General features: G+C 57.9%; 6 protein-coding genes and 2 pseudogenes. 6 read left to right on the forward strand and 2 right to left on the reverse strand.

Features of this window, described 5'->3' with window-relative positions:
• Positions 1 to 84 precede the first annotated feature (84 nt).
• Positions 85 to 1,110 (forward strand): annotated as a pseudogene (locus ACP7EE_RS01895) (cache domain-containing sensor histidine kinase); the annotation flags it as partial.
• A gap of 135 nt (positions 1,111 to 1,245) precedes the next feature.
• Positions 1,246 to 1,977 (forward strand): methyl-accepting chemotaxis protein, encoded by a 732-nt coding sequence (locus ACP7EE_RS01900; RefSeq protein ID WP_420647170.1) that lies wholly within the window; start codon positions 1,246 to 1,248, stop codon positions 1,975 to 1,977.
• A gap of 143 nt (positions 1,978 to 2,120) precedes the next feature.
• On the opposite strand, the gene ACP7EE_RS01905 is transcribed toward ACP7EE_RS01900, so the two are convergent.
• Together ACP7EE_RS01905 and putA are read right to left on the reverse strand one after the other, a co-directional pair.
• Complete coding sequence (locus tag ACP7EE_RS01905) at positions 2,121 to 3,923, reverse strand: acyl-CoA dehydrogenase (RefSeq protein WP_426233120.1); 1,803 nt, start codon at positions 3,921 to 3,923, stop codon at positions 2,121 to 2,123.
• Positions 3,924 to 4,094: 171 nt separating this feature from the next.
• On the reverse strand, positions 4,095 to 8,048 hold the full coding sequence (putA, locus tag ACP7EE_RS01910; protein ID WP_426233122.1) for a trifunctional transcriptional regulator/proline dehydrogenase/L-glutamate gamma-semialdehyde dehydrogenase: 3,954 nt from the start codon (positions 8,046 to 8,048) through the stop codon (positions 4,095 to 4,097).
• A 457-nt stretch (positions 8,049 to 8,505) separates the two neighbouring features.
• On the opposite strand from putA, the gene putP reads away from it, so the two are divergent.
• From putP to ACP7EE_RS01930, 4 genes and pseudogenes are all read left to right on the forward strand, one after another.
• Positions 8,506 to 9,990, forward strand: coding sequence for a sodium/proline symporter PutP (gene putP / locus ACP7EE_RS01915; protein WP_420646942.1), 1,485 nt, complete (start codon positions 8,506 to 8,508; stop codon positions 9,988 to 9,990).
• A gap of 278 nt (positions 9,991 to 10,268) precedes the next feature.
• Positions 10,269 to 12,275: pseudogene (locus ACP7EE_RS01920) on the forward strand (type VI secretion system tip protein VgrG); the annotation flags it as partial.
• Positions 12,276 to 13,489: 1,214 nt separating this feature from the next.
• Positions 13,490 to 13,717: a hypothetical protein gene (locus ACP7EE_RS01925; RefSeq protein ID WP_426233124.1), complete on the forward strand. Its 228-nt coding sequence runs from the start codon at positions 13,490 to 13,492 to the stop codon at positions 13,715 to 13,717.
• A 986-nt stretch (positions 13,718 to 14,703) separates the two neighbouring features.
• Positions 14,704 to 15,426 carry a DUF4123 domain-containing protein gene (locus ACP7EE_RS01930; protein WP_426233420.1) on the forward strand — a complete coding sequence of 241 codons (723 nt, stop codon included), beginning with the start codon at positions 14,704 to 14,706 and terminating at the stop codon, positions 15,424 to 15,426.
• The last annotated feature ends 208 nt before the right edge of the window (positions 15,427 to 15,634 follow it).

A 15,634-nucleotide genomic window follows, 5' to 3' on the forward strand; every position in this document is an offset into this window, starting at 1 on the left:
GTTGCAATGTTTCAGCCTCTTATTCTTTGGGGGTGCTCCATGCAGTTCTGGCGTCGCAGTATTCAGTGGCAGTTGATCCTCAGCATGGGCACCGCTCTGCTGGTCAGCATTCTGATCGTGGTTGGCATTTATACCCTGGTGGTCAACCGCCTCGCCCAGAGCTATCTGGTCGAGCAAGCCCTGCCGTCGAGCATCGAAGCGACGCGCAATGACATCGAACGAATCCTCGTTCAACCGCTCACTGCCGCCAAGGACATTGCCAGTAACAGCATGGTGCGTGACTGGTTGGCCGCAGGTGAAGACGCCGGCAAAACGGCGGACTTCGTGCGGTATCTGGAAGGCATCCGCGCCGAACACAAAGCTTTCACTGCACTGATCGTCGGCACTGACTCCAATCATTACTTCACCGAAAAAGGTCTGGATCGCACCCTCAGCCGATCCAATCCGGCCGACGCCTGGTTCTACTCTTTTCTCGACAGTAATCAGCCGCGCACCCTGAATATCGCCAACGACGGGGCGACTGGTGAGCTTGCGTTGTTCATTGATTTGAAGGTCGAGCAGGCCGGCAAAGTGGTCGGCGTGGCCGGGCTTGGGCTGAGCATGAAGGAGCTGTCGGAGCTGATTCACAACTTCAGCTTCGGCGAGCGCGGCAAGGTCTATCTCGTGCGTTCCGACGGTTTGATCCAAGTCCATCCTGAAGCGCAATTCAGTGGCAAGCGCACCTTGAGTGAGCAGGTTGGCGCCGAGGCGTCGCAAGCACTTATGGGCCACAAAAATTCCGCCAACAGCAGCTTCCAGCGAGACGGCGAGGAATTTCTCGCGTTCAGCCTGCCATTGCGCGATCTGGGCTGGACGCTGGTGGCCGAAGTGCCGCAGTCGCAGATCTACGCCGAAGCCCGGCGAGCGATGTGGATGAGCAGCGGGATTGGCCTGGTGGTGGCACTGGTGTGTCTGGCACTGGTGGTCTGGTTAGCTCAGGGATTGGTGCGACCGATTCGTCAGGTAACAGCCGCGCTGGTAGCAATCGGTAGCGGTGGGGGAGATTTGACTCACCGGTTAGATTCCAGCCGCGCCGATGAACTCGGTGACCTTGCGCGAGGCTTCAACCGCTTCCTCGACAGCCAACGCGGGATGATCGCCGAAGTGCTGGCCACCAGCGAACGCTTGCGCACCGCCGTCGTGCAAGTGGCCAAGGTTGTGGATAACACCGCCGAGCGCTCCGGTCGCCAGCAGGAGATGACCGACATGGTCGCCACCGCCGTTCACGAGATGGGCCTGACCGTGCAGGAAATCGCCCAGAACGCGGGCAACGCGGCGCTGGCGTCACAAACTGCTCGCGATGAAGCGATGCAGGCGCGCGAAGTGGTCGGCGGCTCGATTCGGCATATTGAAAGCATGTCGGATGAGATTGGCTTGGCGGCTGGCGCGGTGGGTGAGTTGGCGCATCAGGTCGCGTCGATTGATCAGGTGCTGGCGGTGATTCGCGGGATATCCGAGCAGACCAATCTGTTGGCGCTGAACGCGGCAATTGAAGCAGCGCGGGCCGGGGACATGGGTCGTGGTTTTGCCGTGGTGGCGGATGAAGTGCGCACCTTGGCGCGGCGCACGCAGGCCTCGACTGACGAGATCCAGCAGATGATCGGCAGCCTCAAGCAGGGCGCGGAAAATGCGGTTTCATCGATGCGCACCGGGCAGGCTGCGACGGGTACTGGCGTCGAATCGAGTCAGCGCACCGGTGCGTCGTTGACAGCGATCACCGGGCAGGTGGAGCGCATCAGCGACATGAACCATCAGGTGGCGACGGCGACTGAAGAGCAGTCGGCAGTGACCGAGGAGATCAACCGCAACGTGCAGGGGATTTCTGATCTGGCGCGGGCGACGGCGGGGGAGGTTCGGGCTTGTCGCGAGGATTGTCAGATGTTGCAGCGGCTGGCGGATGATCTGGCGCGGCAGATGGGAGGGTTCAAACTTGGCTGAATAGTGCGGCGACTGTGCTGACGCCATCGCTGGCAAGCCAGCTCCCACAGGTTTCGCGCTGGACACAAAATAGTGTTCCAACACATACCCTGTGGGAGCTGGCTTGCCAGCGATTGGATTTCAGCAGCACTGAATGACTGTGATCAGAACCACGCATCCTGCATGCTCAGGCAAACATCATCCCGCGCTTCCAACAACGCCAACTCATGATGACAACCCGGCACTTCCCACGTCAGAAAATACCGCGCCGCCTGCAACTTGCCCTTATAGAAATCAGCATCCGCCACATTCCCCCGAGCCAACCCTTCCTCCGCCCGAATCGCCTGCTCCAGCCAGCGCCAGCCAATCACCGTGTGCCCGAACACTTTCAGGTACAGCGCCGAATTCGCCAGGCTGCTGTTGACCTTGCCCTGCGCCAGGTCGGTCAGCAGGCCAATGGTCACGGTCTGCAAACGCGCCACAAGCTTCTCCAGCGGCTCACGCAATGCGGTTAAGGATTCGTATGCCACGGCGCGCTCGGCGGTGGTGGCGATCAAGCGGATCAACTGCTTCAGCCCAGCACCACCGTTCTGCGCCAGTTTGCGCCCGAGCAAGTCCAGCGACTGAATGCCGTGAGTACCCTCGTGGATCGGGTTCAAGCGGTTGTCGCGGTAGTACTGTTCGACCGGATATTCGCGGGTATAACCGTGGCCGCCGAGAATCTGGATCGCCAGTTCGTTGGCCTTGAGGCAAAACTCCGATGGCCAGGATTTGACGATTGGCGTCAGCAGATCCAGCAACTCATGCGCCTGTTTGCGCTCGGCTTCGGATTCCAGTGTCGTGGTGTCATCGAATAACCGCGCCGCGTACAGGCCGAGGTCAAACGCCCCTTCGACGTAGGATTTTTGCGTCAGCAGCATGCGTCTGACGTCGGCGTGCTGAATGATCGGCACGGGCGCGGTGCTCGGGTCTTTACTGTCAGGCACGCGACCTTGCGGACGTTCGCGGGCGTATTCCAGCGAGTACAGGTAACCGGCATAACCGAGCATCACTGCGCCCATGCCGACGCCAATGCGCGCCTCGTTCATCATCTGGAACATGTAGCTCAGGCCCTGATGCGGCTTGCCCACCAGGTAGCCGACGCACTCGCCGTTATCGCCGAAGTTCAGCGCTGTCGAAGTGGTCCCGCGCCAGCCCATCTTGTGGAACAGACCGGCCAGCAGCACATCGTTGCGCTTGCCGAGGCTACCGTCATCGTTGACCAGAAACTTCGGCACGATGAACAGCGAAATCCCTTTCACCCCGGCCGGGGCGTCCGGCAGTTTGGCCAGCACCATGTGCACGATGTTTTCCGAGAGCGAATGATCTCCGCCGGAAATGAAGATCTTGTTGCCCTTGAGGCGATAGGTGCCGTCAGACGCAGGCTCGGCGCGTGTACGAATATCCGACAGCGACGAACCTGCGTGTGGTTCGGTCAGAGCCATGGTGCCGAAGAAACGCCCGTCGATCATGGGTTGCAGGAAGCGCTGCTTCTGCTCATCGGTGCCGAAGCTTTCGATCAGGTTGGCCGCGCCCATGGTCAGGAATGGGTACGAAGTCGATGCGGCGTTGGCCGATTGGAAATGCGCAAAGCAGGCTTGGGAGAGAAGCGTAGGAAGTTGCATGCCGCCCGCGTCGAAACTTCGCGCTGCGTTGAGGAATCCGGCTTCGAGGAAGGCATCCACCGCCGGTTTGACTTCAGGAATCAGAATCGCCTGACCGTTTTCGTAGCGCGGCTCGTTCTCGTCGCCCTTGCGGTTGTGCGGTGCGAAGTACTTTTCGGCGATGTTACGCGCCGTGCCGATGGCCGCATCGAAGGTCTCGCGGGTGTGCTCGGCAAACCGCTCACGCCGGGTCAGGCCCTCGGCATCGAGGACTTCGTACAGCTCGAAAGCCAGATTGCGGGAACTGAGCAACGTCTCGGACATGGCGGTCTACCTTAAAAAAGTATGCCGCAGTCTAGGGAGGCTTATAAAAATGGGGAAGGAAGATAGATGAGGGTGATGGGGCGGCACAAGCTACAAGCTACAAGCTTCAAGCCGCAAGTAAGAGCAGTTCGCTTTTACTTGCAGCTTGTCGCTCGAAGCTTGCAGCTGCTTTTATCCGATTGTCATCAGACTGGCGTTACCGCCCGCCGCAGCAGTGTTAACGCTTAGCGCGCGCTCGATCACCAGACGCTCCAGCGCAATGTTGGTCTCGCCCTGGGACAAGCCCTGGACTCCGACAATCGCACCGGCACGCTTGGCAACCTGCTGGCAAACCGCACGCAACTGGTCGGAATGGCCATGATGCAGAACCGCATCAAACACCACTTCGTCCTTGTTCCAGTCGGAAACCAGTTTGATCCGCGCCTGAATCTCCTTCGGCAGGCGTGCGAACAATGCCTTGCTGATGTCGGACTCCGGCCATACCGCCGAACCGCCTACCGCCAATACCGCAGCCAGTTGAGTCAACAGATCGCCTTCGACGTCCGCCAGGCACAACACGTGTTCGCGCGGCAGGATTGCGTAGCTGTTCTTCTCGCCGGTCGGGCCGGCCAGTACGCGGGTGATACCGCTCTGCGATTGCGCAGCGTACTGCACGCACAGGGTGCTCAGGTCGGCAAACTTGTTGCTGTCGGCCCAGGCTTTCAGTGCGGTCAGCGCCTTGCTCATGGCGTCACGCAGACGCACGTCCGGTGCCACGGCAGCATCACCGCTAGCGAAGGATTGTTCGATGGCATCGGTAGGACGCGTCGACAGCAGGCGGAACAGGTACAGCGGGCCACCGGCCTTCGGACCGGTGCCGGACAAGCCTTCGCCACCGAACGGCTGCACGCCGACTACGGCTCCGACGATGTTGCGGTTAACGTAGACGTTACCTGCGTTGACGTTGTCGATCACCTTGGCGATGGTCTCGTCGATGCGTGTGTGCACGCCGAGGGTCAGGCCGTAACCGGACGCATTGATCTGCGCGATCAACTGGTCGATCTCTTTACGCTTGTAGCGCACCACGTGCAGCACCGGGCCGAAGATTTCGCGCTGCAATTCGTCGAAGCTTTCCAGTTCGATCAACGTTGGCATGACGAAGGTGCCACGTTTGACTTCTTCGCTGTCGGCGATGGCCATCTGGTACACGGTGCGACCTTTGTCGCGCATGCCCTGGATATGCTTCTCGATGCCAGCCTTGGCTTCGGCGTCGATCACCGGGCCGATGTCCACGTTCAGACGCTCCGGGTTACCGAGGCGCGATTCAGCCATCGCGCCCTTGAGCATTTCGATGACGCGATCAGCGGAATCTTCCTGCAGGCATAGAACCCGCAGCGCCGAGCAACGTTGACCGGCGCTGTCGAAGGCCGACGAAACCACGTCGATCACAACTTGCTCGGTCAGTGCCGAGGAGTCGACGATCATCGCGTTCTGGCCACCGGTTTCGGCGATCAGCGGAATCGGACGACCCTGGTTGTCGAGGCGACCGGCAATGTTGCGTTGCAGCAAGCGCGCAACTTCGGTGGAGCCGGTGAACATCACGCCTTTGACGCGCTCATCACCCACCAGACCGGCGCCGACGGTTTCACCGCGACCCGGCAGCAGTTGCAGCACGCCTTCAGGAATCCCGGCTTCAAGCAGCAAACGCACGGCTTGCGCGGCAACCAGCGGGGTCTGTTCGGCCGGTTTGGCCAGTACCGGGTTACCGGCGGCCAGTGCGGCGGCGACTTGACCGCTGAAGATTGCCAGCGGGAAGTTCCACGGGCTGATGCACACCACCGGACCCAGTGGGCGGTGGGCGTCGTTGCTGAAATCGTTGCGCGCCTGCACTGCGTAGTAGCGCAGGAAGTCGACGGCTTCGCGGACTTCGGCGATGGCGTTGGCGAAGGTTTTACCGGCTTCACGCGCCAGCAGGCCCATCAGCGGCTGGATCTCGCCTTCCATCAGATCAGCAGCGCGTTCCAGAATCGCCGCGCGCTCGGCTGGCGGGGTAGCCTGCCAGATCGGTGCCGCGTTCAGCGCACATTGAATCGCGTTGTCGACGTCTTCGACGGTCGCTTCCTGTACATGACCCACCACGTCGCGCAGATCGGACGGGTTCAATACCGGGGCAGCGGCTTCATTGCTGGAAGCGCAGCCAAGCATCGGCGCGGCTTTCCAGTTGTTGTGCGCGGTCGCCAGCAGGGCGCAGGACAAGGATGCCAGACGATGTTCGTTGGCCATGTCGATGCCGCTGGAGTTGGCGCGCTCGGCACCGTACAGGTCGCGCGGCAGCGGGATACGCGGGTGCGGCAGGCCGAAGCCACCTTCCACGGTCGCCATCTGCTCGATCTGAGCAACCGGATCGGCCACCAGCTCCTGAATCGAAATCGACTGGTCAGCGATGCGGTTGACGAACGAAGTGTTGGCACCGTTTTCCAGCAAGCGGCGTACGAGATACGCCAGCAGGGTTTCATGGGTGCCGACCGGAGCGTACACGCGGCACGGACGGTTCAGCTTGCCTTCGGAAACTTTGCCTACAACTTGCTCATACAGCGGTTCGCCCATGCCGTGCAGGCACTGAAATTCGTACTGGCCGGGGTAATAGTTCTGACCGGCAATGTGGTAAATCGCCGACAGGGTATGGGCGTTGTGCGTGGCGAATTGCGGGTAGATGACTTCCGGCACCGACAGCAGTTTGCGTGCGCAAGCGATGTAGGAAACGTCGGTGTACACCTTGCGGGTGTAGACCGGATAGCCTTCCAGACCTTCGACCTGGGCGCGCTTGATTTCGCTGTCCCAGTACGCGCCTTTCACCAGGCGGATCATCAGGCGATGACGGCTGCGACGCGCCAGATCGATCACGTAGTCGATCACATACGGGCAACGCTTCTGGTAAGCCTGAATCACGAAACCGATGCCGTTCCAGCCAGTCAGTTGCGGTTCGAAGCACAGGCGCTCGAGCAGATCCAGCGACAGTTCGAGACGGTCGGCTTCTTCGGCGTCGATGTTCAGGCCGATGTCGTATTGCTTGGCCAGCAAGGTCAGCGACAGCAGGCGCGGGTACAACTCGTCCATCACGCGTTCGTACTGGGCGCGGCTGTAGCGCGGGTGCAGTGCGGACAGCTTGATCGAAATGCCCGGGCCTTCATAAATCCCACGACCGTGGGAGGCTTTGCCGATCGAGTGAATGGCTTGTTCGTACGAAGCGAGGTACTTCTGCGCGTCGTGTTCGGTCAGCGCCGCTTCACCGAGCATGTCGTAGGAATAACGGAAGCCCTTGGCTTCGAACTTGCTCGCGTTGGCCAGCGCTTCGGCGATGGTTTCGCCGGTGACGAACTGCTCGCCCATCAGGCGCATGGCCATGTCGACGCCCTTGCGGATCATCGGCTCGCCGCTCTTGCCGATGATGCGGCTCAGCGACGAAGTCAGGCCGGCTTCGTTATGGGTGGCGACCAGTTTTCCGGTCAGCAACAAGCCCCAAGTGGCAGCGTTGACGAACAGCGAAGGGCTGTTGCCTAGGTGCGGATGCCAGTTGCCGGTGCTGATCTTGTCGCGGATCAGTGCATCGCGAGTGCCTTTGTCCGGGATGCGCAGCAGCGCTTCGGCGAGGCACATCAGGGCCACGCCTTCCTGGGACGACAGGGAAAATTCCTGCAACAGCCCCTGAACAATGCCTGCACGACCGCCGGCACTTTTCTGGTTACGCAGTTTTTCTGCGATGGAGGCGGCGAGTTTGTTGGTGGCTTCGGCCATCGCTGCAGGCAAACGCGCCTGCTCGATCAGCATCGGCACCACTTCCGGCTCCGGGCGACGGTAAGCGGCAGTGATCGAGGCACGCAGTACCGATTGCGGCAGGATGCTTTCAGCGAATTCGAGGAAGCACTGGTGCGCGTGATCGTTGTGCACTTCGCCCGCTTCGTCGGCGTCCTTGGCGGTCAAACCGTTCAGCTCGGTCAGGGTTGCACCACCCTCGAGTTTTTCCAGGTAATTGAAAATTGCCTGTTTGATCAGCCAGTGCGGCGTGCGATCAATCGAGGTCGCGGCAGCCTTCAGGCGCTCGCGGGTCGGGTCGTCAAGTTTGACCCCAAGGGTGGTGGTAGCCATATTTTTATCCTCATAGGTGCCACAGTTGCGTGGCAGCAGCTGGCGGCAAGATTAGCCGTGCGCTGAAAGAGGTGCAACCGGGTGCAACCCTTTTTTGTCGGAAAGTTCTGCAGCTCGTCAGGAATTAATTTCTGGTACGAAAGTGCCGCCCCTGCTTGGTGCTTTTGCTTCTAGCAAAGCGCCATGACTGCGCTAAAAGGGAGCAAAAAACGACCTTTGTCAGATATTTCCGACTAGGTGCAACTTATTCTCGTGAAAGTGGTTGCACCTCATTTCATTTGTTGCATAGCATTCGCGCCCAAGGTGCAACCGGGCTATCCCTCTCGCACCGGCTGATGGCTTTCCTGGGGAAACATCAGTCTTAAACGCGCGGTATCCCGGATCGTCTGTCAAACGTCGTCGTTTGCGAGCGGTTCACCACCGCCGCTACATAAAAACAATGCCAGGGCGTAACTCAATGAGCGTAAGCAATCCAACACTGATCACATTCGTGATCTACATCGCAGCAATGGTGCTGATCGGCTTGATGGCCTATCGCTCCACCAACAACCTTTCTGACTATATTCTGGGCGGTCGCAGCCTGGGCAGCGTCGTTACCGCGCTGTCTGCCGGTGCCTCCGACATGAGTGGCTGGTTGCTGATGGGCCTGCCGGGCGCCATCTATATGTCCGGTCTGTCCGAAAGCTGGATCGCCATCGGTCTGGTCGTCGGTGCCTACCTCAACTGGCTGTTCGTTGCCGGCCGTCTGCGTGTGCAGACCGAGCACAACGGCGACGCATTGACCCTGCCGGATTACTTTGCCAGCCGTTTCGAAGATAAAAGCGGTCTGCTGCGGATCATTTCGGCGGTTGTGATTCTGGTGTTCTTCACCATTTACTGCGCTTCCGGCATCGTGGCTGGCGCCCGTCTGTTCGAAAGCACCTTCGGCATGTCCTACGAGACTGCGCTGTGGGCCGGTGCTGCGGCGACGATTGCTTACACCTTTATCGGCGGTTTCCTGGCCGTGAGCTGGACCGACACCGTACAAGCCACCCTGATGATTTTCGCGCTGATTCTGACGCCGATCATCGTCCTGCTGGCCACCGGCGGCGTCGACACCACGTTCCTGGCGATCGAAGCACAGGACCCAAGCAACTTCGACATGCTCAAAGGCACTACTTTCATCGGCATCGTTTCGCTGATGGGCTGGGGTCTGGGCTACTTCGGTCAACCGCATATCCTGGCGCGTTTCATGGCCGCTGATTCGGTGAAATCGATTGCCAAGGCGCGTCGCATCTCCATGACCTGGATGATCCTGTGCCTGGCTGGCACCGTGGCTGTAGGCTTTTTCGGTATCGCTTACTTCTCGGCGCACCCGGAAGTTGCAGGTCCGGTGACCGAAAACCCTGAGCGCGTGTTCATCGAACTGGCCAAGCTCCTGTTCAACCCATGGATTGCCGGTGTCTTGCTGTCGGCCATTCTGGCTGCGGTCATGAGCACCCTGAGCTGCCAACTGCTGGTGTGCTCAAGCGCCCTGACTGAAGACTTCTATAAGACCTTCCTGCGTAAAACCGCCTCCCAGGTCGAGTTGGTCTGGGTCGGTCGCGCCATGGTGCTGCTGGTAGCACTGATCGCTATCGCATTGGCGTCCAACCCGGAAAACCGTGTCCTCGGTCTGGTCAGCTACGCGTGGGCCGGTTTCGGCGCGGCGTTCGGCCCGGTCGTGTTGATCTCGGTCATCTGGAAAAAAATGACCCGCGACGGCGCACTGGCCGGCATCCTGGTCGGCGCGATCACCGTTGTGGTCTGGAAGCACTTCGAACTGCTGGGCCTGTACGAAATCATCCCGGGCTTCATCTTCGCCAGCCTGGCGATCTACTTCGTCAGCAAACTGGGCCAGCCGACTGCCGGCATGGTTCAGCGCTTCGACGCGGCGGAAAAAGATTACAACCTGAACAAGTGATTGCGCTGAGCTAACGCTCAAAGCTTTTACTGACAAGAAAACGGCCCGTCTCCTACTGGAGGCGGGCCGTTTTTTATTGTGTACGATTTCTGATCAACGCTGGAGCTCCCACATGGATCTGCGATATTTCTGACGGACGTGTCTGTAGTTGAATGCGCTGATTCACGCAGGACAATTCGAAGTTTTTAGTAGGGCAAATCTGATTTTTCAGTCACCTAACCTGCACCCCTTGCCCCTCATGCAGAATCGCCCGCCTTCATTCTGCAGAGAGACATCGGATGTTCGCGCCTGCCAATCAACCGCGTTTCACGTTGACCGTCGAAGGTGCTCAGTTTGACCTCAAAGTCCTTGAGTTCACGGGCAAGGAAGCCATCAGCCAACCGTTTCGTTTCGACCTTGAACTGGTCAGCGAGCGGCCGGATCTCGATCTGGAAAGCCTGCTGCACTGTCAGGCGTTTCTGAGTTTCGACCAGGAAGGTTCTGGTATCCATGGTCAGATTTATCAAGTCGGACAGGGCGATTCCGGCAAGCGTCTGACCCGCTACCACGTCAGCCTCGTTCCGCGTCTGGCCTATCTGGAGCACCGCATCAATCAGCGGATTTTCCAGCATCAGAGCGTGCCGCAGATCGTGACGCAGATTCTCAAGGATCACGCGATCCTGCGCGACGCCTTCGAATTTCGCCTCGGCAGCGACTATCCGGCGCGCGAGTATTGCGTGCAGTACGCCGAGAGCGATCTGGCGTTCACCCAGCGCTTATGTGCCGAGGTCGGCATTCACTTCCATTTCCAGCACAGCAGCGACGGCCACTTGCTGGTGTTCGGCGACGATCAAACCGTATTCCCGCGTCTGGCCGAGCCGACTCTGTATCTGCCGGGAAGCGGCATGGCTGCGGCGGCCCCAGCGATCAAGCGCTTCACGGTTCGGGTCGAGACCCGCACCAGCGTGGTCACCCGACGCGACTACAATTTCGAAAAACCGCGCCTGCTGATGGAAAGTCGAGTCGATGGCGAGCAGCGTCCGGTGCTGGAGGACTACCACTTCCCCGGCCAATTCAACGAGCGCGATAGCGGTAAACAACTGGCGCAGCGCAGCCTTGAGCGGCATGTCGCCGACTACCGTCAGGCCGAGGGTCGTAGCGATCAATCGGCCTTGGTCAGCGGACATTTCCTGCAACTCACCGAGCATCCGCGTCAGGATTTGAACGACCTGTGGCTGCTGACTGCCATCGAGCATCGTGGGCGACAGCCGCAAGTGCTCGAGGAATCGGTCACCAGCGACGGGGAAGAATTCCGTGGTTACCGTAATACCTTTCTCGCCACGCCGTGGGACGTGTTCTTCCGCCCGGCGCTGGGGCCTGAGAAACCGCGCATGCTCGGCTATCAACCGGCCGTGGTCACCGGCCCGAAAGACAGTGAAATCCACTGCGACGAGTACGGCCGGGTAAAGGTGCAAATGGCCTGGGATCGTGACGGCGAACTCAATGAACATTCCAGTTGCTGGTTGCGTGTCGCAACGGGTTGGGCGCACGACCGCTACGGCAGCGTGCTGATTCCCCGGGTCGGCATGGAAGTGCTGGTCGGCTTCATCGACGCCGACGCCGACAAACCGCTGGTCATGGGTTGCCTGCCAAACGCCGCAACCCCGGTGCCGCTGGATCTGCCGGCCGACAAAACCCGGAGTATTTTCCGTAGCCAGAGCAGTCCCGGCGGCGGCGGTTACAACGAATTGCGCATCGAAGATCGCAAAGGCGCCGAGGAAATCTACCTGCGCGCCCAGCGCAACTGGACGCAGCATGTGTTGAATGATCAACAAGTGCAGGTCGATAACCAGCGCAGCATCGTCGTCACCGGCCTCGCCAAACATGAATTGAAAGCCGACGAACAACGCATCACCCACGGCCAGCGCCAGACCGAGGTGAAGCAGGACGACCATCTCACGGTGTCCGGCGACCGGCACATTCGCGTGAACAGTCAGGCGCTCAGCGCCAGTGCGCAATTCCACGTAAGCGCCGGGCAGCAGGTAGTGATCGATGGCGGCGCCAGCGCGACGATTCAGGCGGGCGGACAGTGGATCAACATCGGCCCCGCAGGGATCTTCAGCAGCGTGCCGATTATGGTGGGTGGTGCGCCAATGGCGGCCATGAGCGCGGCACCGACAGTGCCGGGTTTGCCGGAAAAACTGCTGGCTGCGCCGGCCGCGATGCTGACTGCCGCGCAAATCATGAGCCTGAAAGGCGATGCGCCGTTTTGTGAAGAGTGTGAGCGCTGCAAGAACGGTGTTTGCCCGACGCCGAGCGAGTTGACCAACTCCCCAAAGTCCTCAGCCCGGCCGACGCCTTCCAGCGTTGAACCGGGCTTTCATATTGTTGAACAGGGAATGTCCCGGTCTGCGCTGGAATCAACACTCTTCCCGCAGCCGGATCCGGCCGTGATGGACAAATTCCGCAGTCTTAATCCGCAACTCACGCAATACGCCAAACCCGGCCAACTGATCGTCCTGAGCGATCCGCGTAATACGCAATGCACGCGGGAAGAAGCGTTGTTGATGGAAGCGGCGCAGAAAGTTGATGCGGCGCTGGCGCCGATGAGTGATGCAGAGGCTGAGTTTATGGCTCGGCATCATGGTGAGATTGAATCTTTTCTTTCGCAGGGTTCGACTAGCGTCGGGATTGGGGCGGCGATGTTCAGTAATCACTTGGATAACCTGAGCAAGGCGTTAGGAGAGCTTGAAGCGCTGCACAAGCGAACCTTCGAGAAACACGGAAAACTGCAGGGTGCTGACTTCTTTTCCAAGCGTAAACAGCTGATGACAAAACTGGACGGCAGCCTCGGCCCTCTAGTCCGTAAAACCGTTGGCTTGCCCAATCACCCAAACCTCAAACGCGCTTTGGGTATTTCCAGTCGCAGTCTCGTACATCACTGGAGCAAGGCTGGTACGGCCGGCGGGATCCCGGGTTATGCAACGCATATCGATGGGGTGGGTAAAGTCAGCAAGGTGATCAAGTTGGGCGGATGGGTAGGGGTTGCTTTGGGGGCAGGAGCTTCAGGCTTAAAGGTCAAAGAAACGTGTCGGGTCGGAACGGAGGAGGCTTGCAGAAAGGTTAAATTCACTGAGGGCGCGAAATTTAGCGGCGTATTTATTGGAAGTGCTGTGGGCGCAAGTGTCGGAACACTGGGTGTTAGTACTTGCGTCGGAATTGGTCTCGTTAGCGCTGGCACTGGAGGTGTGCTCTGCTCACTTGTGTTAGTTGGAGCTGGAACCCTTGTAGGAGGCGTTGCTGGTGAGGCTTCAGGTGAATATTTTGGTGAGATTATTTATGAGCAGGGTATTCAGTGAGAAGCAATGAGGAAGTCATATTTGCATTGACTACTGGAGGTTTGTTCTTTGGGCTAGGATTGTTTTTTGTTTTGGGGCAGATTTACTTGGCATGCTTTAAAGTAAAAAAAATAATCGGCTATTTGAGTAACTCTCGTGGGGTTTTACTGCGGAAGCCGATAATGAATGGCAGTATTTTTGGTGCGCATTTCATGTTGATAAGTATCGGGGCTATTTTGATGACTCCGGCTAGCTCGATAAAGTGCGGGAATTTAGATGCAAAGGATTATTCAAATTTTCCTCGGGGTCTTTTGCAATTAATACGGTTTGTTTATGGTGCAGGTCTTGCGGGCGCCGCTTCGATGATGACACTTTTTTTGGGTGGAAAATTTATGGGATGGATTCAGTGAATTGTTCGAGTTGAAGTCGGAGTGTGAATACCAGGGGTGCTTATGAATGATAGATGCGTTTGGGGCGTGCTGACGCTGGTTGGATTGTTTTTGGTTAACTTTGCTTTGATGTTCTACCTCGCATACTTCCGTATAAAAGAGGTGCTGGGATATTTAACAAATTCTCCCGCAGTGATGTACAGATCACTGACGTCTGATCGGAGCCCACTTGGTAGACTTTCATTGCTGGGCTATGTGGGGATGATGCTAACTATTCCTCGTCACGCCATAAATAAAGGGCTTTTGGATGCCGAAGACTACGAGAACTTTCCTGGGTACCTAAAATTGTTAATTAAATTCTGCAACTGCTTTATGTGGTTCCTGTCTGCGCTGCTTGCAGTTCTATATATGTTGTATCGTTGATCCTCATTTTAGATGAGTGGTGGTTTAAAAATTCATGGGTAAGCGTAAAAAGTATTAATGAGATGAGGGTTAGGACTGATATTGAAGTGATTTTTCATTTGTTTGGTTTCGTTTTGATTTCTCTGATTTTGCTTGCTTCATTGTTCTTGTTGATTGTGTCTTACGTTTATGCAGGAAAGATATTCAAGTATATGAGCAACTCGCCAGCTGTTATCGCGAGAAAGAGCACCTTGGGGGGGGAGCCAATCGAGCGACTTCTATTTATCAGCAACGTAGGCGCTGTCCTGATTTTCAAACGGAAATCCGTGAGGAAGGGAGAGCTATGCATCAAAGACTACGAGTGCTTTCCCGTCGGCTTGCGACGGGTAATTGAGTATTCACTTTTGATGATGTTGGTGTTAACCGCAGTCGCCATAACTGGTGTGATTGTTGGAAAGTTTTATGGATGGTTGCGGTAGTCCTCGTTGCTGAAAGCTCAAATTTAAAAGCACAGATCATTTCTAGAGCGTGCTCTGGTTTGGGTGGAAAGTTGGTTTGGAATCATTAATTTCTTCGTTGGTGGACTGCAACTAGGGACAATTCGTATGAGTGATGATTGCGTCAAAAACTGGCTACAGACCCAGCCGCTTCAACACACCGAACAACTCTTCGCCATCTTCGGCAGTGCCAGCGCGGCCGAGCCGTTCAAGGTTTGGGAGGCGTCAGCGAGTGCTCAGGCGCCGAGGCCGATCTGGGCGGAGACGATTTACAGCGAGTGGGATGCGGTCATGCCCTACGTGGGAATTGTCGACGCTCACAGTGGGTTTCTGGATTGGGTGGCGAGCACGGAGTCTCGCGATTGGGGTTGGCTGGCGGTTTCTTCGGCGAGTCTGGAGGTGGTGGTTGAGCACTTTCGCAGTTTGACTCAGGTGTTGATGCCGGATGGTAAATCGGTGTTTTTCCGCTTTTGGGATGGGCGGTTTTTGCTGCCGATCTTGCAGTCAGAAGATGTGGATGCGAGCAAGTTATTGCCGGTGATTTCACATGCTTTGATCAATGCTCAAGCGCTGGATATTGGCGGCAGGGCGCAGGTTTCGGGGCGGGTTTTTCCTTGGTGGCAGGTGCCGGAAAAACTCTTGGCGGAGTTCGGTGATGAGGCGCGGATCGCCAATGCCTTGCAGTGGTTGAGTGAAGATCATCCGGCATTGTTCGAGGCGTTTTCCGGCAACGTTTTACGCAGCAAAGTTGTCAGGTTTTTTGCTGTTTCGGCGTCGGACGAATCGTCGGATTCGGCGTTGCTGGACTACTTGCGAGACGAGTCAGAGTGAAATTTCCGGGCGAAGCCGTCGGAAGTTTCCTGCGAGTCGCGGCGGTTTGCGTGAACTGGTGGGCGCGGGGTGGGAGGGATAGTCTTTTGGCTGTCACTGCGAGAGTGGTGACAGGGTGTAGGAACCCTCGCTTTCATGGCGTCACAGTTCGTTGGCATTTTGCGGCACTTGATTCAAGTCCGTAAGATCGTTCGCGGCGGCTGTGCGC

The sequence above is a fragment of the Pseudomonas sp. TWP3-2 genome, assembly GCF_049897765.1.
Taxonomy (GTDB): domain Bacteria; phylum Pseudomonadota; class Gammaproteobacteria; order Pseudomonadales; family Pseudomonadaceae; genus Aquipseudomonas.